The 26,999-nt window shown below is 68.9% G+C and carries 24 protein-coding genes; 13 read left to right on the forward strand and 11 right to left on the reverse strand.

All coding sequences use genetic code 11. The annotated features are described in order from the left end of the window. Window positions 1-51: 51 nt before the first annotated feature. From C7450_RS00385 to C7450_RS00410, 6 genes are all read right to left on the reverse strand, one after another. A complete protein-coding gene (locus C7450_RS00385) occupies window positions 52-1,008 on the reverse strand; it encodes an FAD:protein FMN transferase (protein ID WP_110372423.1) in 957 nt (318 codons plus the stop codon). Beyond that, complete coding sequence (locus C7450_RS00390; RefSeq protein ID WP_110372424.1) at window positions 989-3,175, reverse strand: PepSY domain-containing protein; 2,187 nt, start codon at window positions 3,173-3,175, stop codon at window positions 989-991. The genes C7450_RS00385 and C7450_RS00390 overlap by 20 nt, the downstream gene beginning before the upstream one ends. A gap of 18 nt (window positions 3,176-3,193) precedes the next feature. Beyond that, the gene (locus tag C7450_RS00395) at window positions 3,194-3,664 is read right to left on the reverse strand and encodes a DUF2271 domain-containing protein (RefSeq protein ID WP_110372425.1); all 471 of its coding nucleotides are present in this window, start codon (window positions 3,662-3,664) and stop codon (window positions 3,194-3,196) included. A gap of 44 nt (window positions 3,665-3,708) precedes the next feature. Continuing rightward, window positions 3,709-4,068: a hypothetical protein gene (locus C7450_RS00400; protein WP_110372426.1), complete on the reverse strand. Its 360-nt coding sequence runs from the start codon at window positions 4,066-4,068 to the stop codon at window positions 3,709-3,711. A 93-nt stretch (window positions 4,069-4,161) separates the two neighbouring features. Beyond that, window positions 4,162-5,529, reverse strand: a complete 1,368-nt coding sequence (locus C7450_RS00405) for an ATP-binding protein (protein ID WP_110372427.1) — start codon at window positions 5,527-5,529, stop codon at window positions 4,162-4,164. Further along, window positions 5,526-6,197 carry a response regulator transcription factor gene (locus tag C7450_RS00410; RefSeq protein WP_110372428.1) on the reverse strand — a complete coding sequence of 224 codons (672 nt, stop codon included), beginning with the start codon at window positions 6,195-6,197 and terminating at the stop codon, window positions 5,526-5,528. The genes C7450_RS00405 and C7450_RS00410 overlap by 4 nt, the downstream gene beginning before the upstream one ends. A 138-nt stretch (window positions 6,198-6,335) precedes the next feature. Between C7450_RS00410 and C7450_RS00415 the strand changes: the two genes are divergently transcribed. The 13 genes from C7450_RS00415 to C7450_RS00475 all read left to right on the forward strand — a co-directional run bounded on the left by C7450_RS00415 (window position 6,336) and on the right by C7450_RS00475 (window position 20,755). Next, entirely contained in the window at window positions 6,336-6,623 is a 288-nt protein-coding gene (locus C7450_RS00415) for a PepSY domain-containing protein (RefSeq protein ID WP_238121398.1), read from the forward strand. Further along, complete coding sequence (gene nrtS, locus C7450_RS00420; protein ID WP_238121397.1) at window positions 6,607-6,993, forward strand: nitrate/nitrite transporter NrtS; 387 nt, start codon at window positions 6,607-6,609, stop codon at window positions 6,991-6,993. Before C7450_RS00415 ends, nrtS begins: the two co-directional genes overlap by 17 nt. A gap of 265 nt (window positions 6,994-7,258) precedes the next feature. Further along, the gene (locus C7450_RS00425) at window positions 7,259-7,954 is read left to right on the forward strand and encodes a VIT1/CCC1 transporter family protein (protein ID WP_110372430.1); all 696 of its coding nucleotides are present in this window, start codon (window positions 7,259-7,261) and stop codon (window positions 7,952-7,954) included. A gap of 331 nt (window positions 7,955-8,285) precedes the next feature. Continuing rightward, window positions 8,286-8,765, forward strand: coding sequence for an SRPBCC family protein (locus C7450_RS00430; RefSeq protein WP_110372431.1), 480 nt, complete (start codon window positions 8,286-8,288; stop codon window positions 8,763-8,765). A gap of 310 nt (window positions 8,766-9,075) precedes the next feature. After that, entirely contained in the window at window positions 9,076-9,354 is a 279-nt protein-coding gene (locus C7450_RS00435) for a metal/formaldehyde-sensitive transcriptional repressor (protein ID WP_012115376.1), read from the forward strand. A 12-nt stretch (window positions 9,355-9,366) separates the two neighbouring features. Further along, the gene (locus tag C7450_RS00440) at window positions 9,367-10,497 is read left to right on the forward strand and encodes a nickel/cobalt efflux transporter (RefSeq protein ID WP_110372432.1); all 1,131 of its coding nucleotides are present in this window, start codon (window positions 9,367-9,369) and stop codon (window positions 10,495-10,497) included. A gap of 103 nt (window positions 10,498-10,600) precedes the next feature. Next, window positions 10,601-11,314 (forward strand): response regulator, encoded by a 714-nt coding sequence (locus C7450_RS00445; protein WP_110372433.1) that lies wholly within the window; start codon window positions 10,601-10,603, stop codon window positions 11,312-11,314. After that, entirely contained in the window at window positions 11,311-12,645 is a 1,335-nt protein-coding gene (locus tag C7450_RS00450; protein ID WP_110372434.1) for an ATP-binding protein, read from the forward strand. Before C7450_RS00445 ends, C7450_RS00450 begins: the two co-directional genes overlap by 4 nt. A 78-nt stretch (window positions 12,646-12,723) precedes the next feature. After that, entirely contained in the window at window positions 12,724-14,376 is a 1,653-nt protein-coding gene (locus tag C7450_RS00455; RefSeq protein ID WP_110372435.1) for an efflux RND transporter periplasmic adaptor subunit, read from the forward strand. A gap of 9 nt (window positions 14,377-14,385) precedes the next feature. Continuing rightward, entirely contained in the window at window positions 14,386-17,517 is a 3,132-nt protein-coding gene (locus C7450_RS00460) for an efflux RND transporter permease subunit (RefSeq protein WP_110372436.1), read from the forward strand. A 12-nt stretch (window positions 17,518-17,529) separates the two neighbouring features. Further along, window positions 17,530-17,904: a hypothetical protein gene (locus tag C7450_RS00465; protein ID WP_238121396.1), complete on the forward strand. Its 375-nt coding sequence runs from the start codon at window positions 17,530-17,532 to the stop codon at window positions 17,902-17,904. A 62-nt stretch (window positions 17,905-17,966) separates the two neighbouring features. Beyond that, a complete protein-coding gene (locus C7450_RS00470; RefSeq protein WP_238121395.1) occupies window positions 17,967-19,529 on the forward strand; it encodes a multicopper oxidase family protein in 1,563 nt (520 codons plus the stop codon). Then, complete coding sequence (locus C7450_RS00475; RefSeq protein ID WP_110372438.1) at window positions 19,529-20,755, forward strand: MFS transporter; 1,227 nt, start codon at window positions 19,529-19,531, stop codon at window positions 20,753-20,755. The genes C7450_RS00470 and C7450_RS00475 overlap by 1 nt, the downstream gene beginning before the upstream one ends. Window positions 20,756-20,991: 236 nt before the next feature. Here the strand turns inward: C7450_RS00475 and C7450_RS00480 are convergent, their stop codons facing one another. The 5 genes from C7450_RS00480 to C7450_RS00500 all read right to left on the reverse strand — a co-directional run bounded on the left by C7450_RS00480 (window position 20,992) and on the right by C7450_RS00500 (window position 26,921). Next, window positions 20,992-23,376: a heavy metal translocating P-type ATPase gene (locus tag C7450_RS00480; RefSeq protein WP_110373178.1), complete on the reverse strand. Its 2,385-nt coding sequence runs from the start codon at window positions 23,374-23,376 to the stop codon at window positions 20,992-20,994. After that, a complete protein-coding gene (locus C7450_RS00485; protein ID WP_110372439.1) occupies window positions 23,369-24,043 on the reverse strand; it encodes a methyltransferase family protein in 675 nt (224 codons plus the stop codon). The genes C7450_RS00480 and C7450_RS00485 overlap by 8 nt, the downstream gene beginning before the upstream one ends. Further along, entirely contained in the window at window positions 24,040-24,333 is a 294-nt protein-coding gene (locus C7450_RS00490) for a DUF2933 domain-containing protein (RefSeq protein WP_110372440.1), read from the reverse strand. Before C7450_RS00490 ends, C7450_RS00485 begins: the two co-directional genes overlap by 4 nt. Before the next feature lie 78 nt (window positions 24,334-24,411). After that, the gene (locus tag C7450_RS00495) at window positions 24,412-25,020 is read right to left on the reverse strand and encodes a Spy/CpxP family protein refolding chaperone (protein ID WP_110372441.1); all 609 of its coding nucleotides are present in this window, start codon (window positions 25,018-25,020) and stop codon (window positions 24,412-24,414) included. Window positions 25,021-25,022: 2 nt separating this feature from the next. Then, the gene (locus C7450_RS00500; protein WP_110372442.1) at window positions 25,023-26,921 is read right to left on the reverse strand and encodes a DUF3141 domain-containing protein; all 1,899 of its coding nucleotides are present in this window, start codon (window positions 26,919-26,921) and stop codon (window positions 25,023-25,025) included. Window positions 26,922-26,999: the final 78 nt, after the last annotated feature.

A 26,999-nucleotide genomic window follows, 5' to 3' on the forward strand; every position in this document is an offset into this window, starting at 1 on the left:
GAATGGACCCGGGGGCCAGGATTGCGCCGCCAGTCCATGCGGCATGGTTGGTCACGGCCATGTCGCCACCACCTCTCCGTCGCTCCCGACGAACAGCGCGGCGAGGCCGAGCCGGCGGGCGAGGGCCGGGCCGTCCTGCGCACCGCGCACCAACAGCGCCGTCGCCCAGGCATCGGCGGCCATGCAGGTGTCGCTGAGCACGGTGACGGCGGCGAGGTCGTTCTCCAATGGCGCGCCGCGAGAGGGGTCCATGGTGTGGGAGAGCCTCCTGCCCGCCACCTCCACCTGATGGCGATAGCTGCCAGAGGTTGCGACGGCGGCACCGGACAACTCCAGCACCCCGAGGACTTCCCGCACGCCGGGGACTGGCGCCTCGTGGGCGACGACCCAGGGGCGGCCATCCGGCTTCGTGCCCGCCGCGCGCATCTCCCCGTCGATGCCCACGAGCCAGGCGGAAAAGCCCGCCTCCGTCATCTCCCGCGCCAGGTCGTCCACGCCGAAGCCCTTGGCGATGCCGGACAGATCGAGCCGCAGCGGCGCCAGGCGGCGCGCGCGGCAGCCTGCCGGATCGAGCTGCAGGGTCTTTGGCGGCTCGAAGGAGGGACGCCCCGCAAGCGCAGCGATGCGTCCGCCGTCGGGCACGCGCGTGCCGCACCCGAAGCCCCAGGCCTGGACCAGATCGCCCACGCCGATGTCGAACGCGCCCCCCGACAGGCGGCCGATCTCGAGGGCCGCAGCGAGCACGCCCATCAGTTCGCAGGGAATGGCCACCCAGGTGCCGAGGGGGGCGGCGTTGAGCTGCTCCAGGTCGGAATCCGGCCGCCAGGTGGACATCTGGCGCTCGACACGGTCGAGGGTGCCCTGAAGGCGGCGGGTGAGCGCCCCCTCGTCCACGCCGCCTACGGCGAAAAACACCGCCGACCAGCGCGCGCCCATGGCGGGGCCGCTGAGGGCGTGGCGGCGGGGCTCCAGCGCGCCTTGAGCTGAATCAGTAGACATCTTCGACATAGCGTCCAGACGACTTGAGGGTGGGAAGGTCGAGGCCGAGTGGCCGCACGATCGGATCGAGTGCCCAGGTCACGGCCTGGGCCATGTCACGGCCGCCGCACACCAGGATTTGCGCGCCCTGCCGGATCAGCTCGCGCAGGCGAGGCGCGTCGGCGGCGATGCGATCCTGCACATAGGCGCCGCCATCCGGACCGCGTGAGAAGGCGGTCTGGAGCGAGGTCAGGCGTTTCTCGGCGAGATGCTGGGCCAGTTCGTGCTCGTAGAGAAAATCCGACGACGGGCTGCGGCCGCCCCAGTAGAGGTGGACCGGGCGACCGGCCGCATTGGCGCGCACCAGGCCGGCGAGTGGACCGATGCCGGCGCCGGCGCCGATCAGGATGAGCGGCGCCCGTCCCGCGGCCGGCCGGAAGGTCGGGTTGGCGCGGATGAAAGCCTCCACGCGATCGCCGGGAGCGAGAGCGTGCAGGAAGGTCGAGCAGAGCCCGCCTGCGCGCAGGCGGACGCAGATCTCCAGCATCCCGTCGCACGACGACGACGCCAGCGAATAGAAGCGCGGCATCGGATGGCCCGGCGGCAGGATGCCGACGAGGTCGCCGGGCTCGAACGACGGCAGGCGTCCGGCCTTGCCGTCCGTTCCTGGCCTCCGGAAGCGCAGGATCGCCACCGGCGCGCCGACGGCCACGCCATAGTCCTCGCGTTCGACGAGTTCGAGCGCGACCGTCTTCGGCGGCTCGGCGACGTGCTCTAGCTTGAGGTCGTGACCAAGCACGGTACCGAGGTCGCGGCCCCATTGGGCGAACTCCTGCGCAGAACGCCGATCGATGCGCTTCATCGGCAGGAGCTGCGGCCAGCCGTTCGCCGTGAGCGCAGCCAACATCTCCTCGGCGTAGCCGCAGAAATGCGGAAAGCAGCGGTCGCCGAAGCCGAGCACCGCCACCGGCACGCGGCGTTCCTGCCGCGCGAGCCGGGACAGGAACGCCGTCGCCGAGGCGGGCGCCGCTCCGTCGCCATGGGTCGCGGCCAAGAGCAGCAGGCGTTCGGTGACGGCGGAAAACGGCTGAAGATCGTTCATGGCCGCGGTGTGGACATGGTGGCCGGCGCGGGTCAGCGCGTCGTGCAGCGTCGCGGCGAAGCCCCAGGTGGAATTGCCTTCGCTGCCCACCAGGAGGACGGTGTCGGCAGCACGGGCGGGCGCGTTCATCGCGATGCGCGGCCGGGCGGCGCGGCGGCGCCACCACATTGCGATGCCGGTCGCGCCGAGCACCGGAACCGCCGCCGCCGAAAGGCCGAGCACGAGCCCGAGCACCCAGGCGCCCTGGCCGGTGTGGAGGGTACGGATCATGCCGTTCAGGCGGTCGAGCGTCGTCGCCGGGGTGAAGGACAGCTCCGCGCCCGTCGCCGCATCGATCTGCGCCTCGCCCCGGCTTGTCCGCAGGCCGTAGGTGTCGGTCGGATCGTCGGGTGCCGGGAAGGTCAGCTCGAGCAGGCTCGCCACATCGGTCGCCCTGAGCGCCGCCAGCGTGCCGGCCGGAGCAGGCGCGCCGCCGCTCGCCGACACCATGGGCGCGGCGGCTTCGTGTTCGGGGATGAGGCCGAAGCTGCTCGCCGACATCCACGCGCCCGTGAGGGATGAGAGGACGAGGCCGGCGGCAGCGAAACGGCCGAGCTCGCCGTGCCAGCGCTGGGCCGGTGTGCCTCGGATGGACTGCAGCAGCGCGCCCGCTCCGCCGAGGCGGCGGGCGAGGAGGAGGGTGCCGGAGACGGTGAGCACGAGCATGGCGAGCGCGCCGGCGCCGGTGGCGGCCCGCCCCGCATCTCCGGTCAGAAACGCGCGATGCAGATTCGTGATGACGCGTGTCGTTTCTGAGACATGGTAGGGACCAAGCCCGGCCCCGGTCGCCGGATCGACCCGCTCCACGCCGCGCGTTTCGCCGTCGGTGAAGGCGACCGTGACGGCGCCGTCCGGCCGCACGCGGATCGAATCGATGCCCTGGTGACGCGCCGCCACCGCCTCGGCGAGGGCGGCGACGCTGGTGCCGACCGGAATCGCCGGTGATGCGAGACGGTCGAGCGCCGGCTGCACGGAAAGCGCCACGCCGGTGAGGGCCATGACGGTAAGGCCGAGCGCGAGCACGACGCCCGGCAGCGCATGAATGCGACGAAGCATGGATCAGGTCCGATCGCTTCAGAAGGTGACCGTGAAGGATTTGACGTAGCCCTTGCCCGGCGCCGGCTTGCCGGAGGCCGCGGTATCGAGGGGCACGACCACCTCGGAGGGATTGTCCATGCCGTCCTCCACGGCGGTGTCGACATGGACCTTGTATCCGGCGTCGATCATGGCATCGGCGAGGTCGAGGCTGATCTTCAGCGTCCTGCCCGAGCCGATGCTGGCGCCGGTGATGCCGTCGATCTCGGTCGGTCGCCCGCCGGAGACGCGCTGCCAGTCGCTGAGGTGGCGATAGTACTTCGCCTTGCCGCCGGCCATCCACAAGGTGCCCTTGTAGACGCCGGCGGCATCGGTGACGTAGAGCACCACATAGGCGCCGTTGCCGCCATAGGCCTTGAGGGTGGTCTCGAAGGTGACTTGGCGGGCCTCGGCGACCACCGGGGCGATCAAGGCGGTGGTGGCGGCCACGGCGGAGAGGACGAATTTCATCGGTCTGTTCCTCAATGGAGAGAAGGTCGGGCGCCGCGAGGTGCTCATTGCACCTCGACCTTGGGACGGGCTTTGCCGTTGAAGAGGCCGTTGTCGGGCGCCGGCGCATTGGGATCGGCCGGGCCGGCCTGCGGGATTGCGCCGCGGCGGCCACCCTCGTCGTCTTCGCCTTCGTCCTCATCGTCATCGTGGTGGCGGCGTCCGCGATGCTCGCCGTCACGACGCCGCTCATAGGACTCTTCGGCGAAGCGGATCGGGCGCCCCTCGATGGCGGATGACGTCACGCCATCGAGCCGTTCGTGATGGCTTGAGGTCAGGTGATCAGCCTCTGCCGCCGCCAGTGCGACGCCGATACCCGTGGTGGAAAGCAGGAGCGCCGCTCCGATCAGGGTGCGCGTCTTCATTGGCCATCTCCCGGTTGGTGTTGACCGGAAGCACCCTCGCTTTCGCACCTGACGGCCACCTGAAGCCGATGCGGATCTCCGTTCAGCTTCCCGTCAGGCTTGAGGCACGGCCGCGAAGCGCACCCTGGCACGGAAGCCGTCGGCTTCGCCCGGGATCGGCGAGGCGAGGTCGAGGGTCAGGCCAGCGCCGCGGCAGATGGCGGCGACGATGGCAAGGCCGAGGCCGGAGCCCTCCGCCCCCGTCGGGCCGCGCTCGAACGGGCGGATCAGGCGCGCCAGCCGGTCGGCCGGCACCACGGGGCCGCCATTGGAGACCTCGAACAGGCCGTCGGCCAGCCGCAGCCGCACGGGCGTGCCGGGCGTGCCGTGCTTCAACGCATTCTCGATGAGATTGCGGGCGAGGATGGCGAAGGCGTCCGGATCGAGGTCGCAGACAAGGCCGCTGTCCGGCGGGATTTCGACCATCAGGTCCTCGCCCCGGTCAGTCAGCCGGTCGATGTCCGCGATCACGTGGCGCAGCACCGGCGCGAGGGGCGTCGGGGTTTCGGCGAGGAGGCCGCCGCCCTCGGCCTTGGCCAGCTGCAGCAGCTTCTCGGACAAGCGCGAGAGACGCTTCAGGGCGACCGCCACTGAACGGGCCCGTTCCCGGGGCGCGCCGCCCGGCAGTTCAGCGACGAGGCGCTGGGTCTGCGCCAGTGCGGCGGCGATGGGCGTCCGGAGCTCATGGGCGCTGTTGGCGGTGAAGCCGCGCTCGGCTTCGAGCGCACCGCGCAGGCGTTCCAGCAGGGCGTTGACCGATGTCGCGACGGGTGCGATCTCCTCCGGCAGCCCCACCGCTGCGACCGGCGCGAGATTGCCGCGGCCCCGTTCCTCGATCGCCGAGCGAAAGGTGATGACGGGCCTCAAGGACAGGCGGACGGAAAGCCACACCCCGACGAGCGCGATGGGCACCAGGGCGACAAGGGGCCAGATCAGGGCGACCACCGCGCGTCGGACCGCCGCGCGGCGATGGCCGAGGTCCTCGGCGGTGGTCACCAGGATTGTGCCCCTGACGGCCGCCTCGGTGTAGGTGCGCAGCCGCTCCGTGCTGTGGAAGCCCGGCGGGAGGCCGCGGGGGATCTGCATCAGGTCGGCGTCGCTCGACTGGAGCAGCTCGCGGCCGTCCGCGTCGCGGACCACGTAGGTGATGTATTCCCGGTGGGGGCCGATAGGTGCCATGTGCTGGGTCGCGCTGCCTCCGTCCCGCGAGAGCAGTTCGGCATAGGCCAGCGGCAGCACCCGCTGCGCCACCTCCTGCAGGGCACTGTCGAATACCTCGCCGATCTCGCGGCGCAGCACCAGCCCGGCCACGGTGGCGGCGGCGAGCCACAGGGCGGTGACCGCCAGCGCCAGCCACAATCCCAAGCGCAGGCGCAGGCTCCACCCGCTACCGCGGCGGCCGTCGCCCACCGCCTCGTTCATGCGCCCGCCTCAGGCGGGCCGAGGCGATAGCCCATGCCGCGCACCGTCTCGATCACCTCCGCCCCGAGCTTCTTGCGCAGGCGGGCGATGTAGACCTCGATGGTGTTGCTCTCCACCTCGGCGTCGAAGGAATAGAGCCGCTCCTCGAGCTGCGGCTTCGACATGAGCTGGTGGGGCCGTTGCACGAACGCCTCGAACAGCGACCATTCGCGGCCGGTCAGCGCCACAGGCCGTCCCGCTCGCCGCACCGAGCGGGCCGCAAGATCCACCTCAATGTCGCCGAGGGACACCAGAGGATTGGGATTGCCGGCATAGCGCCGCCCCACCGCCCGGATCCGCGCGCTGAGCTCGAACAGGTCGAACGGCTTGACCAGGTAATCGTCGGCGCCGGCATCGAGCGCCGCGATGCGGTCCGAGATCTGGTCCCGCGCCGTCAGTACGATGATGGGCGTGACGTCGCCCGCCACCCTCAGACGCTTCAGGAAATCGAGCCCGCGCCCGTCCGGCAACATCAGGTCGAGCAGGACCAGATCGAAGGCTGCGGCATGGATCGCCTCGGTGGCGTCGTCGAGACGGGTCACCCAGTCGGGTGTATGCCCGTCGGCGACGATCTGGTCGCGCACGGCCATCCCAAGGACAGGGTCGTCTTCCACCAGAAGGATCCGCATGTGTCGCCTCGGCGTGTTCCGTGCCAATTTAGCGCGCGAGACGAGCCGATGGGGCCCGATAATTTGCATGAGCGTTCAGGTGGGCGTCAGTTGGGCGTGCTTTCTATTTCGCGGGCTGCACACGTCGGAGGATCTTTGGTGAGACGCACGCGGGTTGCCGCGATTTTGGTCTTCGCCGCGTGCCTCGGCGCGGGACCGGCGGCGGCCGATAGGGCTTGCAACGTGCCGCTGGCCGACTGGCAGCCACGCGACGCGCTCCAGAAGAAGCTGGAGGGCGAGGGGTGGACCGTGCTCTCGATCCGCTCCGACGACGGCTGCTACAAGGTCAGGGCGACCAACGTGCGCGGCGACAGCCTGAAGGCGAAGTACGACCCCGCCAGCCTGGAACAGATCCGGCGGAAGCACGGCGATGAAGACGACGACTGATGCGACGGCGACGATGTGCGAGGGTCCGGATTGCGCCGGCAATCCTGATGCAAATGCTATCGGGGTGACGTGTCCCATCAGCTCGCGCGGCGAGAAATCCGGCACCAGCATGATCCGGCGTTTCCTTTCCTATGCAACGCAGTCCGGCATTCCGCGCCGCTCCTTCCTGGTGGCGGTGGTCGTCGGCACCATCCTCAATCTCATCAACCAGGGCGATGCCGCCGTGGGCGGCGGCTCGGTCAACTGGACCAAGATAGGCTTGACGTTCCTGGTCCCCTATTGCGTCGCCACCTACGGCGCCGTCTCGTATCGGCTGCGCCAAGAGCGCGAGACCAGGCCGTCGCCGTCAGTTTCTTCCGAACAGCCTTGAGCCGCCGCTCCAAGCCTCCGCATGCATGAAGATGCAGTGTGCCGGCGGGGCCGACGGACTGTGCGCACAATCCTGCGACACCTCATCGCCGAAAAGCCGCTTGATGGCCGATTCTAAACGGGCTGCGTCAGTCTTCCGTCAGCTTCGTTTGCCAGATTGCAGCCGCGATTGGCCGAGTGGCACGACCTCCGTCGAAGGTTCCAATACGTCAAGCCTCATCCATCGGATGGGCTTTCTCGATAACCGTCAAAAAGGACCCTTATCAATGCCGACCACTCCGCATATCGAAAAACATTTTAGCGGCTCGGAGATCGTCCGCGACGTCGTCATCGGCATGTCGGACGGCCTGACGGTTCCTTTTGCCCTGGCCGCTGGTTTGTCTGCCGCCGTCAGTGACACCGGAGTGATCGTGACTGCGGGCCTTGCCGAGATCGCCGCCGGCGCCATCGCGATGGGGCTTGGCGGTTATCTCGCCGCGCATACGGACATTGAGCATTTCAAGTCGGAGGAAGCGCGTGAAACTTGGGAAATCGAGCATAAGCGCGATTTCGAGGTAAACGAGGTGAGGCAGATATTTGAAACCTACGGCCTTGAGGGCGCCGCTCTGACGAACGTGGTTGACGCGATCAGCGCCAATCCCCGGCGCTGGACGGATTTCATGATGCGCTTCGAGCTCGGCCTTGAACAGCCGGATCCGAAACGCGCTCCGCTGAGCGCTGCGACCATCGCGATCGCTTATCTCGTTGGCGGGTTCATCCCGCTTGCGCCTTATATCGCCGTATCGAACATCCCTGATGCCTTGAAGATGTCCGTGCTCACTACGGGGATCGCGCTGGCGATTTTCGGTGCAATCAAAGGCCGCTTCACGGGGGTAAACCCCTTCAGGTCCGCCGTGCAGACTTTGTTGGTTGGCGGTCTCGCGGCAGGTGCAGCCTATTGGCTGGCGCATCTTCTCGGCTGATAGGGAAGAAATGTTGGCGGGAAAACGCGCCGCGCTTGTCAACTCGGAGCTGGGTCTCGCCTGTCGTGCGCCTGTTGATTTCCGTGCTGGCCACCCACCTGCGTCCTCGAATGGATTGGGTCTGGGCCGGACACTTCACGAGGTCCCCCACTCCCGAGTGGGGCTTCGTCATGCCCATGGTCGCCACCGCGCTCTGAAAAGACGCGCCTTTCGGATGTCGCGTTTTGATTTCTGGTATGGGTGTGAGCCGACGTCGGCAGCGCAGTTGAATTCAGGCCAAATCGCTGTAGCCGTCCACGGTGGGGGACGGGGTGCCGAAGGATTCCGATTCATGAAAGGCGTATCGGGAGGACAAAGGACTGACTCGGCGACGCGGGTGATTGCCGCGTCGCCGCAGTCCCTCTACCGAGCATTCCTAGACCCGGAGGCATGGGTGAAGTGGCTCCCGCCCGAGGGAATGACGGGACACATCTACAAATTCGAACCGCGCCAGGGCGGAGCCTACGGGATGGCGCTGACCTATGCCAAAGGAGATCGATCTACCCACGGTAAGACCTCGGAAGACACTGATGTCGTCGAAGGGTGTTTCCTGGAGTTGGCTCCGGACGAGCAGATCGTCCATCTTGTCAGGCTCCAATCAAACGATCCGGCCTTCGCGGGCGAGATGAAGATGAAGTGGAGCCTTTCGCCCGTTCCCGGAGGAGCCAGGGTGACTATCACCTGCGAAAATGTTCCGGAAGGGGTACAGCAGGAAGACCACAACGCCGGGCTGCAATCTACGCTCAAGAATCTCTCGATCTTGGTCGAATGAACATTCTCGGCTGTGGCCAAATGTGGGCAATGTCTGGAATGTTAGGCCCGCTCTCGGGTCGCAAATTCGGGAAACGGGACATTCCCTTGGCAGAAACACTTGACGACACCGTCCGAGGGACCGGCATCGTCATCCGATGTTGCGTCAGCGGATGACAGGTCGGGCCCACGGCGCCAAGCTGTTAGCCCCGTTCAAGTCCCCACATCGATCGAGGGTCACCGGGCTCCCGGCCTCGACATAGGCCCAGAATGGTCCGGCAGACGAAGGGGAGTGGTTTACATACGGTACCCCCCTATATTATAAATCCGTGATGGCCCATACGATCAAGCACAAGACCAAGCTTCTCGCCCGCATTCGCCGGATCAAGGGGCAGGCCGAAGCCGTGGAGCGCGCGCTGGAGGCCGAGCTCGGCTGCACCGACGTGCTCATGCTGGTCGCCTCCATGCGCGGCGCCATCAACGGACTGACGGCGGAGCTGATGGAGGATCACATCCGCCATCACGTGGTGAACCCGGACGCCGAGCCGGACCCCGAGCGTGCCAAAGGCGCCGCCGACCTGATCGAGGTTGTCCGCACCTATCTCAAGTGACCCGAGAGCAACATGACCGCGTTTACAGACCTGCTCCAGCAGGGGGCCGCGCACGCCTGGCTGTTCATCCCCTCGGCCGTGCTGCTCGGTGCGCTGCACGGGCTCGAGCCGGGTCATTCCAAGACGATGATGGCCGCCTTCATCATCGCCATCCGCGGCACGCTCACCCAGGCCGTCCTGCTGGGCCTCGCCGCAACGGCGTCGCACACGGCGGTGGTCTGGCTCATTGCTCTCGGCGGCCTGTATTTCGGGCAGCAATGGGGTGCTGAGGCGAGCGAAACTTATTTTCAGCTGGCTTCGGCCGTGGCCATCATCGCCATCGCCACCTGGATGGCCTGGCGGACGTGGCACGAGCAAAGCGACGCGCATCACCACCACCATGAGGACGAGACCCGTCTCGTCCCGACCGCGGAGGGGGAACTGGCGCTCGGCATCTTCGAGGACGGCGTGCCGCCGCGCTGGCGCATCTCCAGCCTTGCCGGGCGTGCGCTTCCCGACGCAGGACGCGTCGTTCTCGAAACGCTGAGGCCCGGGGGCGGCCGTCAGGTCTTCCCGTTCGTGAACCGGGGCGCATTCCTCGAAAGCGCGCAAGACATTCCCGAGCCCCATGCCTTTTCAGCGGAGCTGCGACTGCGCCTCGCCGATGGAGGGGAGGAGGTCCATGCCCTTGCCTTCGAGGAGCATGACCACGCCCACATGACTCTCGGCGACGAGGACGACGCCCACGCACGCGCCCACGCCGCCGATATCCGCAGTCGCTTTGCCGGCCGCCCGGTGACGACCTGGCAGATCGTGGTCTTCGGACTGACGGGCGGGCTGATCCCGTGCCCGGCGGCGATCACCGTTCTGTTGATCTGCATGCAGCTGAAGGCGTTCAGCCTCGGCTTCGTGCTGGTGCTGTGCTTCAGCATCGGCCTGGCGCTCACGCTGGTGTCCGCCGGCGTGCTCGCCGCGCTCAGCGTCCGGCACGTCTCGCAACGCTGGTCGGGCTTCAGCGCGCTCGCCCGGCGCGCGCCCTATGCCTCCGCCGCGCTGATCCTGATGGTCGGTCTTTATACCGGCTGGCTCGGCTGGCATGGTCTTTCGCGGGACCACGCCCCATCGGCGGCCATCGGCGAGCAGGCTCCGAGCCGCCGGGCTTGACCGGGCATCGGCGTATCGCGAAGCACGCGGGCTGGGATAAAAGGGCCTGTCCGTGGAGCCGCGGTTCCGCCCCGCGGAGTGCCTCTCAGGAGTCCGTCACCCCGTGTCCCCCGAAGGCCATATCCTGATCGTCGACGACGATGCCGAGATCCGGCGCCTCGCCGGCAAGTTCCTGCGCGAGCACGGGCACAAGGTCACCGCGGCCCAGGATGCCCGCGAGATGCGGGAGGCGATGAAGGCCGGGCCGGTGGATCTCGTCATCCTCGACATCATGCTGCCGGGCGTGAGCGGGCTGGACCTGTGCCGGGACATCCGCCGCACCTCGGACGTGCCCATCATCATGCTCACCGCGCGCGGCAGCGACGTGGACCGGATCGTGGGCCTGGAACTCGGCGCGGACGACTATCTGGCGAAGCCGTTCAATCCGCGCGAGCTGCTCGCCCGCATCCACGCGGTGCTGCGACGCATGCGGCCTCCGGGCGGCGCCACGGCTTCCGGGGGCACCCTGCTCGCCTTTTCCGGCTGGATGCTCGACACCCGCCGGCGCGAGCTGACCAATCCCGAAACCGTGGTGGTGGACCTCTCCACCGGGGAATATGACCTGCTCCTGACCTTCCTCGAACATCCACAAAGGGTGCTGACGCGCGACCAGCTGATGGACGCCGCCAAGAACCGCACCGCCACGGGCTTCGACCGCGCCATCGACATCCAGGTCAGCCGGCTGCGCAAGAAGCTGGAGTCCCACGGCGGACCGGAGATGGTGAAGACCGTGCGCGGCGCCGGCTATTTCTTCGCACCGGAGGTGGAGCGCTCGTGATCCGCGCCCTGATCCGAGCCTCGGACAGCCTCGCCGTGCGCACCGCCGTGGTGGCCGTGCTGGGCATCGTCGTGGTTCACGTGCTGAGCCTGTGGACCTACGAGCACGCCATGGAGCGTGAGCGCCACGCGGCCCACGCCATCCGCCTCGCCGACCAGATCGTCGCGCTGCGCCGTTCGCTCATGGCGGCGGCGGCGGAGAAGCGGGAGGACGTGGCCCATGACTTGTCCGGCGGCGCCATCGACGCCCACTGGAGCCGGGAGGCCATGGCCGCTCCCGGCGCCCGTGCCGCGGAGCGATGGCAGCGCCTCGCAGACGACGTGCGCACGCTGGCGCCCGACCTGCGGCCGCAGGATGTGCTGGTGGGCGCGGGCACCGACCCGCACCTCAGCCTTGTCGCCGTTCGCCTGCCGGACGGCAGCTGGCTGAACGCCCGCCTGTTCGCCTCCGTCCCGCAGGCGGCCGGGGCGCACGGATCGGTGCTGTCCACGACCCTCATGGCGTCGGGCGTGCTGCTGTTGTCCCTCGCCATCGCCGCCTGGCTGACGCGGCCGCTCCGGGCCATGGCGCGGACGGTGGCGACCTTGCCTCCGGCGGCCCCTCTCGTGCGGCTTCCGGAGAGTGGCCCCAAGGAGGTGCGGGAGCTGGCCCACGCCTTCAACGGCATGCAGGCCCGCATCGCCGATCTGATGGAGCGGCGCACCCGGGCCCTCGCCGCCGTCTCCCACGATCTGCGCACGCCCATGACGCGCCTGCGCTTCCGCATGGAGGACGTGGGCGACCCCATCCTGCGCGAGGCCATGACGGCGGATGTGGCGGAGATGGAGCAGATGGTGGACGCCACCCTGTCCTACCTGCGCGGCGAGGCCAGCGAAGAGGCCGTGCGCCCGCTCGACCTCGTGGCGCTGGTGGAGACGCTGGTGGACAATGCCCGCGACCGGGGCCTCGCCGCCGATCTTTCCGCCCCGCCGCGCCTCGTGGTGGCGGGACGCCTGGTCAGCCTGAAGCGGATGGTGTCAAACCTGCTGGAGAACGCGCTTCTTTATGGTGGCGCCGCGCATGTCGTGCTCGCGGAGGAGGGGGGCGAGGCCGTGCTGACGGTGCGGGACGAGGGCCCCGGCATTCCGGAGGCGCAGCTGACCGCCGTGCTCGAACCCTTCGTCCGGCTCGAATCCTCCCGCAGCCGCTCCACCGGCGGGGTGGGGCTTGGCCTTCCCATCGCCCGCGCGGTGGCTGAGGCCCATGGCGGCGCCTTGAGCCTCGTCAACGGCGTCGGTGGAGGGCTCGTCGCCACGGTGCGCCTGCCTAAGCTCCAGGCTGAAACAAACTGATACAGAAGCGATACGCGGCGTGACACCCCGTGCGCTATCTGGCTCCCGTACCGGATTTACCAACGGACGGGTTGAAGCATGGCATGCCATTTGGTGCGGAGGGGGAGCCTTGGTCCGTGCGGCCTTCTCGTCGGCCTCGGGCTCGCCGGCCTCGTGCTGGCGACGGGCGCGTGGGCGCACGAGGGCCATGACCACGGTGCGCCCGCCACGCCCCAGGTAACGACCCTCGCCCCCCGCGCCGAGGCGGCTTCCGCCGATTTCGAGCTGGTGGCGGTGCTGCGCGACGGCACGCTCACCCTCCACCTCGACCGCTTCGCAGACAATGCGCCGGTGGACGGCGCGACCATCGAAATGGACACGCCCGAAGGCTCGCAGGCCGCGAAACCCGTGGCGCCCGGCACCTATGTGGTGCCGGCGCCGTTCGCCGCGAGGCCGGGCGCGCACGACCTCGCCTTCACCATCACGGCAGGCGATACGGTAGACGTGCTCGCCGGTACTTTGACCGTTCCCGCCGCAGCAGCATCATCCGACACGCAGACGCCAGCGCCGGCGGCGCTGGCGCAGTTCGGCGGCCTGCCGGTGGGCGCTCTGGCGGGTCTTCTCATCGGCTTTCTGGCCGGGGCGCTCGTCATGTCCCGGCGGCGGGCGGCCGCCCTCCTCGTCCTCGGAACACTCGGCGTCGCGCTCGCCGGAGCACCGCAGGGCGCACGAGCCGCGGACACGCCGAAGCCTCCCGTCCGCGATGCCGCCCAGCGCCTGCCCGACGGCTCGGTGATCCTGCCGAAGCCGAGCCAGCGCATCCTCGGCGTGCGCACCATCGTCACCGCGTCAGCCAGCCACGTCGGCGTCGTGGAATTGCCCGGACGCGTGGTGCCGGATGCCAATGCCAGCGGGCTTGTGCAGACGGCGGTGGGCGGGCGGCTGGCGCCGCCACAGGGCGGCTTCAAGCCGCTCGGCACGAAGGTCGCGGCCGGCGAGATCCTGGCTTTCGTGCACCCGCCCATCGGCGCCTCGGACCTGAAGGACCTGGAACAGCAGGGCTACGAGCTCGACCAGCAGATCGCCATCGTGAAGCGCCGCTACGAGCGCCTCTCCGCTATCCAGAACGCCGTCACCCGCCGCGAGGTGGAGGAGACGGAGATCGAACTGAAGGGTCTCCAGACCCGCCGCGCCAATCTGGAGCGGGTGCAGCGCGAACCCGAGGCGCTGCGGGCGCCCGTTGCCGGCGTCATCGCCACCTCCGATGCGATGGCCGGGCAGATGGCGGACCCGAACACGGTGGTGTTCCGCATCATCGATCCCGACCGGCTGTGGGTGGAGGCGCTGGGTTTCTCGCCGGATGTCGGCCGGTCGGGGGCTTCCGGGCGGCTGCCCGACGGCCGTTCCGTCACGCTCACCTTCCTCGGCGCCGGAATGTCCGACCGCAGTCAGGCCCTTCCGCTCCAGTTTTCCGTAACCGCGGGTGCCGAGCAGCTACGCGCCGGCCAGTTTCTCACGGTGCTCGCGGAGGCCGGCGCCCCGCGCACGGGCATTGCCATCCCACGCACGGCGGTGGTGCGCGGGGCGAACGGCCAGACCATCGTCTATGAACATGTCACCGCCGAGCGCTTCATGGCGCGCGAAGTGAAGACGGAGCCGCTCGATGCCGGCCGCGTGCTGGTGGTGGCCGGCTTGCCGCCCGGTCGCCGCGTGGTCACCGAGGGCGCCGAGCTCATCGAGCAGATCCGCTGAGGCCGGCCGATGTTCACCTTCCTCGTCACCCAGTCCCTGCGCAACCGCCTGCTGGTGCTGGCGCTCGCCCTCGTGCTGGTGCTCTACGGCGCCTACGCGGTCACCCGCCTGCCGGTGGACGTGCTGCCGGACCTCAACCGGCCCACCGTCACCATCATGACCGAGGCGGAGGGCCTCGCCCCTGCCGAGGTGGAGCAACTCGTCACCTTCCCGCTGGAGACGGCGATGAACGGCCTGCCCGGTCTCATCCGCCTGCGCTCGGTGTCGGGCGTCGGCCTCTCCGTGATCTACGTGGAGTTCGACTTCGGCACCGACATCTTCCGTGATCGCCAGCAGATCGCCGAGCGCCTCGCCCTCGTGCGGGACCGGCTGCCGGCGAACGTCTCCCCGCAGATGGGCCCCATCAGCTCCATCATGGGGCAGATCCTGATGTTCGGCGTGACGAGCGACACGGCCTCCCCCATGGCGGTGCGGGAGGCGGCGGACTTCGTCATCCGCCCGCGGCTGCTCGCCATCCCCGGCATCGCGCAGGTCATCCCCATGGGCGGGGAGGTGCGGCAGTTCCGCGTCTCCCCAGACCTTGCCGCCATGCGCGCCTACGGCATCACGCTCGATGCGCTGGAAAAGGCGCTCGCCCAGTTCGGCACCAATTCCGGTGGCGGCTTCACCGACCATGGCGGGCGCGAGTTCCTCATCCGCAACATCGGCCGCACCCTCAGCCTCGACGACCTGAAGGGGCTCGTGCTGCCGCGCGCCACCGGGGGCACCATCTTCCTGCACCAGATTGCTCAGGTGGACTACGCGGCCCGCCTCAAGCGGGGCGACGCCGGCTACATGGGTCGGCCCGCCGTGATCGTCTCGGTGGAGAAGCAGCCGGAGGTGGACACCCTCGCCCTCACCCGCGCGGTGGAAGAGGCGGTGGCAGACCTCAACCGCACGCTGCCCGACGGCATCCACATCTCACCCCCGGTTTTCCGGCAGGCGGACTTCATCGCCGCCTCCATCGGCAACGTGGAGAAGGTGCTGATGGAGGCCATGGCGGTAGTGGCCGTGGTGCTGTTCCTCTTCCTGCTGAACTGGCGCACCACGCTCATCTCGCTTACCGCCATCCCGGTGTCGATCCTCACCACGGCCATCGTGTTCCACGCCTTCGGCCTCTCCATCAACACCATGACTCTGGGCGGCATCGCCATCGCCATCGGCGAGCTGGTGGACGATGCGGTGGTGGACGTCGAGAACATCTTCCGCCGCCTGCGCGAGAACGCCGCCGCGGCAGTGCCGAGGCCGGTGTTCGACGTGGTGGTGGCGGCGAGCCGGGAGGTGCGCTCCGGCATCGTCTACGCCACCCTCATCATCGTGCTGGTGTTCGTGCCTTTGTTCGCGCTGCCGGGCATTGAGGGGCGGCTGTTCGCGCCGCTGGGGCAGGCCTATATCGTTTCCATCCTGGCGAGCCTTGCTACCTCCATCACGCTGACGCCGGTGCTGGCTTATTACCTGCTGCCGGCCCTCAGCCGGCATGTGGAGCGCGACGGCGCCCTGGTGCGCGGCCTCAAGGGCGGATACGCGGCGCTGCTCGCCTCCGCCTTCCGCCATCAACGTCTGGTATTGGCAGCGGTCGCCGTGCTCTTTCTTGCCGCCCTTGCCTCCGCCGCCAGCCTGCCACGCGCCTTCCTGCCGCCCTTCAACGAGGGCTCGCTCACCATCTCCATGTCGTTCAGGCCGGGGCTCTCCCTCGCCGAGAGTCACCGCATGGGCCTTGTGGCCGAACAGCTCATCCTGGAGGTGCCGGAGGTGAAGGCCGTGGGCCGCCGCACCGGCCGGGCCGAGCTCGACGAGCATGCCGAGGGCGTCCACGCCTCCGAGATCGAGGTGGACCTTGCCCCCTCCCCCCGCAGCCGGGCCGAGATCACCGCCGACATCCGCGACCGCCTGTCCGTCCTGCCGGCCGCGTTCAATGTGGGCCAGCCCATCTCCCATCGGCTCGATCACATGCTCTCGGGCGTACGCGCCGAGATCGCCCTGAAGCTGTTCGGCGATGACCTCGACACCCTGCGCACCACGGCGGAGGACCTGCGCCGCCGCCTCGCCGACATTCCCGGCCTCGTCGACCTGCAGGTGGAGCGGCAGGTGCGCGTGCCGGAGGTCACCGTGCGCGTGGACTATGGCCGCGCCTCCCTCAACGGCCTCCAGCCCGCGCAGGTAACGGACGCCCTGGAGCGGCTCTCCAACGGCCGCGTGGTCTCCCGCCTCGTGGACGGCACGCGGCGCTTCGACGTGCTGGTCCGCCTGTCGGATGCGGCCCGCAACACGGAGGGGCTTTCGGCCCTGCTGATCGAGACGCCCTCCGGCTGGGTGCCGCTCTCGCAGGTCGCCGAGGTGAAGGAGACGGACGGGCCGAACCAGATCCTGCGCGAAGGCGGGCGCCGGCGCATCGTCGTTCTCGCCAACACCTCCGGCGGGCGCGACGTGGCAGCGGTGGTGGCCGACATGCGCCGGGCGATCACGGCGGTGGCGCTGCCGGCGGGGGTCTCGGCAAGCCTCGAGGGCACCTTCGCGGCGCAGGAGGAGTCCATGCGCACCATCGGCGCGCTCTCCGCGGTGTCGCTGCTGCTCGTCTTCGCCATCCTCTACAGCCGCTACCGCTCGGCTTTGTTCGCGCTCGTCATCATGGGCAGCGTGCCGCTGGCGCTCATCGGCGCGGTGGTGGCGCTCCGGATCGCCGGGCAGCCCCTGTCGGTGGCCAGCATGATCGGCTTCGTGACGCTCACCGGCATCGCCGCGCGCAACGGCATCCTCAAGATCAGCCACATCATCAACCTCGCCATCTCGGAGGGCATGCCGTTCGGCCCCGCGCTGGTGACGCGCGGCAGCCTGGAGCGGCTGACGCCGGTGCTGATGACCGCCGCGTCCGCCGGCATCGCTTTGCTGCCGCTCATGAGCGGGGCCGAGGTGCCGGGCAAGGAGATCCTCCACCCCGTCGCCATCACCATTTTCGGCGGCCTCGTCAGCGCCACGCTGCTCGATGCCGTCCTCACCCCCGTCCTCGTCCTCGCCTACGGCCGCCGCCCTCTGGAGCGGCTGGTGACGGCGGCGCGGGAGACGCCCCCCTCCATTGCCGCTGCTCGCGCGGACGCCTTCTGATCGGAGCCTGTCATGATCTCTCGCCACTTTCTGATGGCTGTCCTCAGTCTCCCGCTGGTCGCCTTGCCTGCCTTCGCCCACGAGCCCGGCGTGGGGGCGAACGGCGGAGTGCGGGTGGATGCCGGCCATTACCACGCGGAGCTGGTGGCCGACGGCACGCCCGCCATCTCGCTCTATCTGAGCGATGGCGCCGACAAGCCGGTGGCGGCCGAGGGCTTCAAGGCCAGTGCCATAATGATAGTAGATGGCAAGGCCCAGCGCTTTCCCCTCTCGCCCGCCGGCGGCAACCGGCTCGCCGGGACGGCGGCGGTTGCCATCCCCAGGGGCGTGAAGGGCGTGGTCCAGATCTCCGCGCCCGACGGCGCCTCCGCGCAGGCCAAATATTGAACACCACCCGAAACCCCTTCGCTTCGCCTCGTCTGTCCGGCGACGAGCCAAAGAGGCCGATCATGACCCGACCCATGTTTGAACCTGCTCCCTCCCGCCGCACCGTTCTGGCCGGTGGCGCGGCACTCGGCGCGCTCGCCTTCTCCGGCGGCTGGCAGCAGGCCCTTGCCGCCCCGCTGCTCACGGTAGAAAGCCTCAGCCTCGACGTGAACGGCAAGGCGGCGAAGGTCTTCGCCGTGAAGGGCCCTTCCGGCGAAGGCGTGTTCGCGAAAGAAGGCGACCGGCTCACCGGCGCGGTGCTCAACGCCTCGCAGAGCCCGGCGGTGCTGCACTGGCACGGCCAGATCTTTATCCCGCCGGACCAGGATCGCGCCCGCCCGAACGGGGGTGAGCTGGCCGTCGGCGGAATGGACCAGGTGGATTTTCGCCTCACCCCCGGCACCCACTGGATGCACTCCCACACCTTGAGCGAGCAGCAATTGCTCGCGGCACCTCTCGTCACCCGCGAGGCGGATGCCGGGGACGTGCAGGACGTGGTGGTGATGTTGCACGACTTCTCCTTCCGCAGCCCGGAGGAGATCCTCGCCGGGCTCGGCGGCGCGGGTGCTCAAGGTGGCCACGCCATGGGCCAGCAGATGCAGGGTATGGAAACGCAGGGCGCGCCGATGCAGGGAATGGCGATGCCGGGCATGAACCATGCGGGCCACGCCATGAACGGCATGGCTCCGGTGGGCGGAGCCATGCCGGGCAGCGCGATGGGCAGCGCCGGCTACAGCATGGGCGCGGCCGGAACCGGCGCTCCGGGCGGCGGCATGCCCATGGCGCACGCCAATGACGTCGCCTACGACGCCTTCCTCGCCAACCGCCGCACGCTGGCCGACCCGGAAGTGGTGCAAGTGGAGAAAGGCGGCCGGGTGCGGCTGCGCATCATCAATGGCGGCACGGCCACGGCCTTCTTCATCACCGTGCCCGGCCTGAAGCCCCGCTGCATCGCCGTCGACGGCACGCCTTGCGCCCCGGTGGAGGCGGAGGCCTTTCCCCTCGCCCAGGGCCAGCGCATCGACCTTTTGGTGGAGGTTCCGGCGAGCGGGGGCGCCTTCCCGGTGCTGGCGCAGGTGGAGGCCTCGACCCGCCGCACCGGCCTCGTGCTGGCGACGCCTGGCGCCTCTGTTGTCCGTATCGCCGAGGCGGCGGAAGCGCCAGCGGGCCTCCTCGACCTGACCTTCGAGGGGCGCCTCGCGGCGACGAAGCCGCTCGCTGTGCGCAAGGCCGACAGGGTCTTTCCGGTCATGCTGGGCGAGGAGCCGGGCTATCGCTGGACTATCAACGGCCGCGTCTCCGGCGAGGCCGAACCCTTCACCGTGACGCAAGGCGAGCGGGTGGAGATGACCTTCATGAACCCCACCAGCATGGGGCATCCCATGCACCTGCACGGCCACCATTTCCAGGTGGTGGGCCTCGGTGGACGCCGCTTCTCCGGCGCGCTGCGCGACACGGTGATGGTGCCGCCGCACGCGCCGGTGACCATCGCCTTCGACGCCGGGCCGAAAGGGGACTGGTTCCTGCACTGCCACCACCTCTATCATATGGCCGGGGGAATGATGGCCGTGGTGAAGGTGGCGTGATGCACGACGCGGACGGGGCCCTGCCGGAAAGCCGCCCGGAGGCTGCAGGTCCGCGCCCCCCCATCCCGAGGACCGTCTGGGCCCTCGGCTTGGTCAGCATGTTCATGGACATCTCGTCCGAGATGATTCACGCGCTGCTGCCGCTCTTTCTCACCGGCACGCTCGGTGCGAGCGTCGCCATGGTGGGCCTGATCGAGGGCGTCGGGGAATCCACGGCGCAGATCGCGAAGGTCTTCTCGGGCTATTTGTCGGACCGCTTCGGTCGGCGCAAGCCGCTGATCCTGCTCGGTTACGGGCTCGGCGCCGCATCCAAGCCGTTCTTTGCCCTGGCCGGCGCTCCGGCGATGGTGTTCGCCGCGCGCTTCGCCGACCGCATCGGCAAGGGCATCCGGGGTGCGCCCCGCGATGCGCTCGTGGCCGACGTCACCCCGCTTGGGATCCGCGGACGCGCCTACGGCTTGCGCCAGGCCCTCGACACGGTGGGCGCCTTCGTCGGGCCGCTGCTTGCCGTCGCGCTGATGGCGCTGTTCGCCGACGACATGCGGGCGGTCTTCTGGGTCGCTCTCGTTCCCGGCTCTCTTGCCGTGCTCTGCGTCGTCCTCGGCGTCGAGGATCGGTCCGTGGGCACGGTTGGAACAGGCCGACCTCCACCGGTGCGGATCGCGGATCTCAGGCGCCTCGAACGTCCCTTCCTTGTCGTTGTGGCCATCGGTGTCGTCTTCACGCTCGCGCGCTTCAGCGAGGCCTTCCTCGTCCTGAAGGCCCACGACGAGGGACTGCCGCTGGCGTTCGCTCCGTTCGTGCTCGTCGCGATGAATGTCGTCTATTCCCTCGGCGCCTATCCTGCCGGCGCCTGGTCGGATCAGGCTCCGCCGGAGCGGCTTTTGCTCAGCGGCCTTGCCGTGCTGGTGGCGGCCGACCTCACCCTCGCCTTCGTCCCGGGCCTGTGGGGAGCATTCCTCGGCATCGGCCTGTGGGGCGTGCACATGGCGCTCACCCAGGGCCTCCTCGCCAAGCTCGTGGCCCAGAACGCCCCGGCGACGCTGCGCGGATCAGCCTTCGGCCTGTTCAATCTCGCCACCGGCCTCGCGACGCTGGCAGCGAGCCTCGCCGCCGGTCTCCTGTGGGACGTCAGCGGCGCCCGGACGACGTTCATCGCCGGAGCCGTCTTCGCCCTCCTCGCATCCGCGCTCGTGATCACCTTCGATCTCAGCCGGAAGTCCTGAAGCGGTCCCGCCGATCATCGTCGCGAAACGCATGCCCACGGCGTCCGACCGGAGGGACGCGGTCTCATCGACCGAGATACTTGATGAGCGCCGCGATCCCGAGGACGACCAGCACCAGGATCAGGAGGCCGAACAGCCACATCCCCCACATGCCGGAGCCCATCATGCCGTCGAGATTCATCATGGTTCCCTCCCTGGAGCCGGAGCCGTCTCTGCAATCCACGAATGAGGACGCGTCAGCCCAGCGGCGTGCGCCGCAGGCGCAGGGCATTAACGATGACGCTGACGGAGGACAGCGCCATGGCCGCAGCCGCGATGATGGGTGAGAGCAGGAGCCCGAGCCACGGGTAGAGCACGCCGGCGGCGATGGGCACGCCCGCCGCATTGTAGATGAAGGCGAAGAACAGGTTCTGGCGGATGTTGCTCATGGTGGCGTGGCTCAGCTGCCGGGCGCGGGCGATGCCCTGGAGATCACCCTTCAGCAGTGTCACGCCGGCGCTCTCGATGGCGACGTCCGTGCCGGTCCCCATGGCGACGCCCACGTCCGCGGCAGCGAGGGCGGGCGCATCGTTCACGCCGTCGCCGGCCATGGCGACGATGCGACCTTCCTGGCGCAGCCGCGTCACCACCTGCGCCTTGTTCTCCGGCAGCACCTCCGCTTCCACCTCGTCGATGCCCAGGCGCCGGGCCACCGCCTCGGCCGTCGTCCGATTGTCGCCGGTGAGCATGACGACGCGGACCCCCGCTGCCCTGAGCGCCGCCAAGGCGGCGGGCGTCGTCGCCTTGACCGGGTCGGCGATGGCGATGAGGCCGCCGACGCGCCCGTCGACGGCGACGAAGATGACGGTGGCGCCCTCCCCGCGCAGCGCCTCGGCCTCGGCTGAAAGCGCCGAAAGGTCCACGCCCGCCTCGCCCATGATGCGATGGCTGCCGATGACGAGTTTGCGGCCGTCCACGCTCCCGGTCACGCCCTTGCCCACGGGACTGTCGAAATCCTGGGCCTCGCCGAGAGGCAGGCCGCGCTCCTCCGCCGCGGCCACGATGGCCGCCGCGAGCGGGTGCTCGCTCGCCCGCTCGAGCGTCGCCGCGAGCCGCAGGAGCGTGTCCTCCTCCAGGGCGCCGGCCGTCTTCAGCGCGACCACCTTCGGCTTGCCTTCGGTGAGGGTGCCGGTCTTGTCGACCACCAGCGTGTCCACCTTCTCGAACCGCTCCAGCGCCTCGGCGTTCTTGATCAGCACGCCCATGGAGGCGCCCCGGCCCACCCCCACCATGATGGACATGGGCGTCGCCAGCCCGAGCGCGCACGGACAGGCGATGATGAGCACCGCCACCGCGGCAATGAGGCCGTGCGCGAGGCGCGGCTCCGGTCCGACGATGCCCCACGCCGCGAAGGCGAGGAGCGCGATGGCGATCACCACCGGCACGAACCAGCCGGAGACCTCGTCGGCGAGGCGCTGGATCGGCGCCCGCGAGCGTTGCGCCTCCGCCACCATGTGGACGATCTGCGCCAGCATGGTGTCCCGTCCCACCTTGCCGGCGCGCATGACGAAGCCGCCGCTCTGGTTGAGCGTGCCGCCGATGACCCTCGCGCCGACGTCCTTGGTGACCGGCATGGACTCGCCGGTGATCATGGACTCGTCGATCGAGGAGCGCCCCTCGACCAATTCGCCGTCCACCGGCACCTTCTCGCCGGGGCGGACCCTCAGGCGGTCCCCCACCACGACCTGTTCCAGCGCCACGTCCTCGTCCGTGCCGTCGTCGCGTATGCGTCGCGCGGTCTTGGGGGCGAGGTCGAGCAGGGCGCGGATGGCCCCGCCGGTCTGCTCCCGGGCGCGTAGCTCCAGCACCTGTCCCAGCAGCACCAGCACCGTGATGACGGCGGCCGCCTCGAAATAGATGGCCACCGAGCCGTCGGCCGCACGGAAGGTCGAGGGGAAGATCTGCGGCGCGGCGGTCGCGATGACGCTGTAGAGCCACGCGACGCCCGTGCCCATGGCGATCAGGGTGAACATGTTGAGATGCCGCGTCACCAGCGACTGCCACGCCCGGACGAAGAACGGCCAGCCGGCCCACAGCACCACCGGCGTCGCCAGCGTGAGCTGGATCCAGTTGGCAGCCTGTGCGCCGAGCAGCATGTGCAGGTTGGTGAGGTGCCCGCCCATCTCCAGCGCGAGCACCGGCAGCGCCAGCGCAAGGCCGACCCAGAAGCGCCGGGTCATGTCCACGAGCTCGGCGCTCGGGCCGCTCTCGGCTGTCGCCACCTCGGGCTCCAGCGTCATGCCGCAGATGGGGCAGTTGCCCGGCCCCACCTGGCGGATCTGCGGGTGCATGGGGCAGGTGTAGATCACGCCTGTCGGCTGGCCCTTCGCTGCGGTCGGCGTCTCCGCCGTACCGGCCGCATAGGCTGAAGGGTTCGCGTCGAACGTGTCGTGGCACTTCGCCGAGCAGAAGAAATAGCTCTTGCCCCGGTGCTCCGACCGGAAGCCGGCGGTGGCCGGGTTCACCGTCATCCCGCAGACGGGGTCCTTGACCGTCTCCGCGGGTGCGGTCCCGGCTCCTTCGGGCGGGTGAGCTGCATGGTCATGGTGATGGTGGCCGGCGTGCGTGTCGTGCTCAATCATGAAGGCCATCTCCGGAGCGAGGCGCTGTCGCGGATGAAATTCCGATACGGGGGAAAAAGGCGGGGACGCGGCTGGCATAATCATCCCACGCCGGCCCGAACTCGGCGCGGGCGGCGGCTTCTTCCTGCCGTGCGAGCCGCGCATAGACCCAGACGAGAATGGGGAACATGGCGAGCGTGACCAATGTCGGCCACTGCAGCAGGAAGCCGAACATGATGACGACGAAGGCGGCGTACTGGGGATGCCGCACGCGGGAATAGGGACCTTCGGTCGCGAGGCGATGATCGCGCTGGGCCGCATAAAGCACGTTCCAGCTCGCCACGAGCAGCCAGAAGCCGCCGAAGATCAGAATATTGCTGAGGATGTGGAACGGCCCGAAATGGGGGTTCACGCGCCATCCGAACAAGGTCTCCAGCAGATGGCCGGCGTCATGGGACCAGAAATCGACACCGGGAAACTGCCGGCCAAGCCATCCCGACAGGAGATAGATGGTCAGCGGAAAGCCGTACATCTCGGTGAACAGGGCAAGGATGAAGGCCGAGAACGCCCCGAGCGTGCGCCAGTCCCGCGGTGTCTGCAGCCGGGTGAAGCTTGCCGCAAACAGGATAAAGACCACCGAGTTGATGATCACGAGGCCCCACAGGCCATAAGCGGGGGTCTCGGTCATCGGTTGCCCCCATCGGGGCCCGGCTGCCGTTCGCCTGGCTGGTGTCCCGCATGATGGCCGTGACCGTGATGCATGAACATGTGCATCAGCGGGCAGGCGAGCAGCAGGAGGAAGGGTAGATATCCCAGCACATGGGCGCGGTGCTCCGAGAACAAAAGAAAGGCCGCCGCGAGAAGGAAGCCGATGGCGACGATGCCGCCGGGCGAGCGCCAGAAGCTTCGGTGCGGGGCGCGCGTGCCGGTGTCGTTGCCGGGCCGCGGCATATGGCCGGTGTCGTCATGCCAGGACATTTGGTCCTCCTCCACTTGATCCGGGCGGGCCGGCCGCGATCGCCGACCCGCCTACGCGGCGCGACGCTCACATCGCGCTTACATGGGCCCCATTCCGCCCGGCATCATGAGCTGGTCCGCTGTGCGCTTCTGCGCTTCGTCGAACGACGCGTAGAGCGGCCCGAGCGCGGCCTTGAGGCGGCGCACCGCTTCGAGGCGAGCGGCGAGCATGCGCTCGTGGCCCTCAATCCGCTGGATGAGGGTTGGGGCGGCGGCGCCCTGCGCAGCCATCATCATCTCCTGCATGTCCCCCATCATGGCGCGGTTGGTCTTGAGCGCCTCCGTGAATGCGTTCCACAGGGGCTGCTGGGCGTCGGTGATCTTCAGTTCGGCCTTCAGGAAGGCGATGCGCCCTGCGACGCGGCCTGGATCCATCATCTGGCCCATCCCCATGGCGCCCGCGGCGGCTCCGCCCATCATCCCCATGCCGGCCCCTGCGTTTCCACCGCCCATCATCCCCATCATGCCCGGCCCCATCATGCCTTGGGGGCCGCCGGGCGTCGGCGTGGCCTGAGACGGCTGCGGCGCCGGCGCGGGTGCCTGGGGCGCGGCAGGCTGGGCCTCCGGCGGGTGGTGCGCGTCCTCGGCGAAGCCTGGCGTGGCGAGCAACAGCGCGCCGGCGAGCATCAGATTGCGAAACGTCGTCATGGTCAGTTCCCTCCTGTCACTGCGGCGCGGCTGAGGCCGGCCGCCTGGAAATCCAAACTGGTCCGTGTGTCTTGCGGCTGTGCTTCATCGATCGTGCCCTGGTGTTCCGGCGCGACGGGGCGGGTACTACCCACGCCGCCATAGATGCTGTCGAAGGCGCGCTCCCACAGGGCGTCCCGCAGGCGCCGTCCCTGCTCGATCCCCTCGGCGACACGCAAGACGACCCGCTCCTCCTCGACCTTGAAGGGATTGTCCGGAGCAACCGGATGCCGGTCCGCGTCGACGTGCTCCGCCAGCCATCGGACGCCGCGCATCCAGGGCATAAAGCCTTCGGACAGGAGGAGGCGGCTGGTGCGCATGGGGTGCAGCGTCTCAAGCGCCGCCGCGGACCAGGGCGTCGTCAGCGCCCGGACCCAGGGGCTGACGAACGTGCGGTAGAAGGCTTCGTTGCGTTCCGACAGGTCGCGCACGCGCTCGAAGGCAGGGTCCTGCCGGGGGAAGCGGATGTCCGACACCTCGCGCGCCTCGAAGCGGACCTGATAGCCGCCCTCACGGCAATCGGGATCGCCGGACGGATTGTCGATCTTCATCTCGTAGAGGCCGGGCGGGAGCGTCTCGATCCGCGGCAGGCTCTCGAGGATGGCCCGATGTTCCAGCCGCGCAACCTTGGCGGAAACGAAGATGCCGAGGTGACCCACGTGGCGGTTGATGAGATAGACGATGCGCTGGCCCGCCGCCTTCAGGTCGTCCGTATCCTTGTACACGGCCGGTATCCAGCCAAGCGCCTGATGGGGCGGCGTGATGTTGTCGCCATAGGAGGCGAAGATCACGAGTGGATTGCGGATGCGCCTGAGGTCCGCATGGCACCCTTCGCAGATCTGGACACGACCCTGCTCCAACTTGTTACCGACGAAGAAATTCTCCACGATGGCGAGGATCTCTTCGCGGCTCAGGAAGTAATAGCCGCCCCACCAGCGCTCGAAGGCAAGGAACCGCTCGCGCTCGGTATCCATATGGGCATAGAGGTTCGCATACTTCTCCCACACGGCCTCTGGCTTCAGTCCCTCGAAGTTCTGCACCAGGAAGGCGCCGTCGAAGCGTCCGTCCCCGAGGTCGGAGAGGAGATGCGTCAGCCATGCCCCGCCCTCGAAACCGGCGGCGATGCGCATGGGGTTGATGCCGGTCTCGCCGGCCCAGTAGGACAGAGGGGTTCCGTTCAGCACGGTGGGTCCGGCCAGCCCCGCGCAGTCCGCGGCGAGCAGCGTCACCGCCCAGCCGGCCTGGCAATTCCCATAGAGCACAGGCGCGGCGCCGGAATGCCGATGGGACACCTCCTTTACGAACTGCCGCAGCGCATGGAGCACGTCGGCGAGCGTCTGCCCCGCGGCAGGCTCGGGATAGAAGGTGACGAAATAGACCGGGTGCCCCTGGTGCAGGGCGACGCCGATCTCGGAGTCCTGCCTGAAGCCCCCGATCCCGGGGCCGTGGCCGGCGCGCGGATCGAGGATCACCACGGGTGGCTTGGCCGCGTCCAGGCAGTCTTCCAAACATTCGTCCCCGACGCGGGTCACGCGCAGGAGCGCATAGTTTGTCGGATGCTCGAACCGGCGGGCATCGAGCACGACCTCGTAGTCGAAGTCGAGCAGCGGCGGCTTTCCTGCGCGCTCGTGCGCCAGCATGTTGTCAGCCCGCTGGCGCAGCGTGTCCCAGAACAGGATCCAGCGCTCGGCCGCGTCTCTGCCATAGGACAGGAAATTGCGAGCGAACGTTCCGGGATCGCTGGAGAAGGCGCCCCCCTGGGCATTGCGGGTTTGCTGCCGGGCTCCGGTGCCAGTCAGTCCGGATTGCCCAGGCGCAGCCGTGCCGGCCATAGGCTCGGCAAGCGTGTCGCGACCGTACATGGAAAGGTCCTCGTTTCCCCATCGGCACAAGGCCGACGCTGATGTCGGGGCATCTTCCGGCGCGTCGACGCGTCGGAA

This window comes from Chelatococcus asaccharovorans (assembly GCF_003201475.1).
In the GTDB taxonomy this organism is placed as follows: Bacteria; Pseudomonadota; Alphaproteobacteria; order Rhizobiales; family Beijerinckiaceae; genus Chelatococcus; species Chelatococcus asaccharovorans.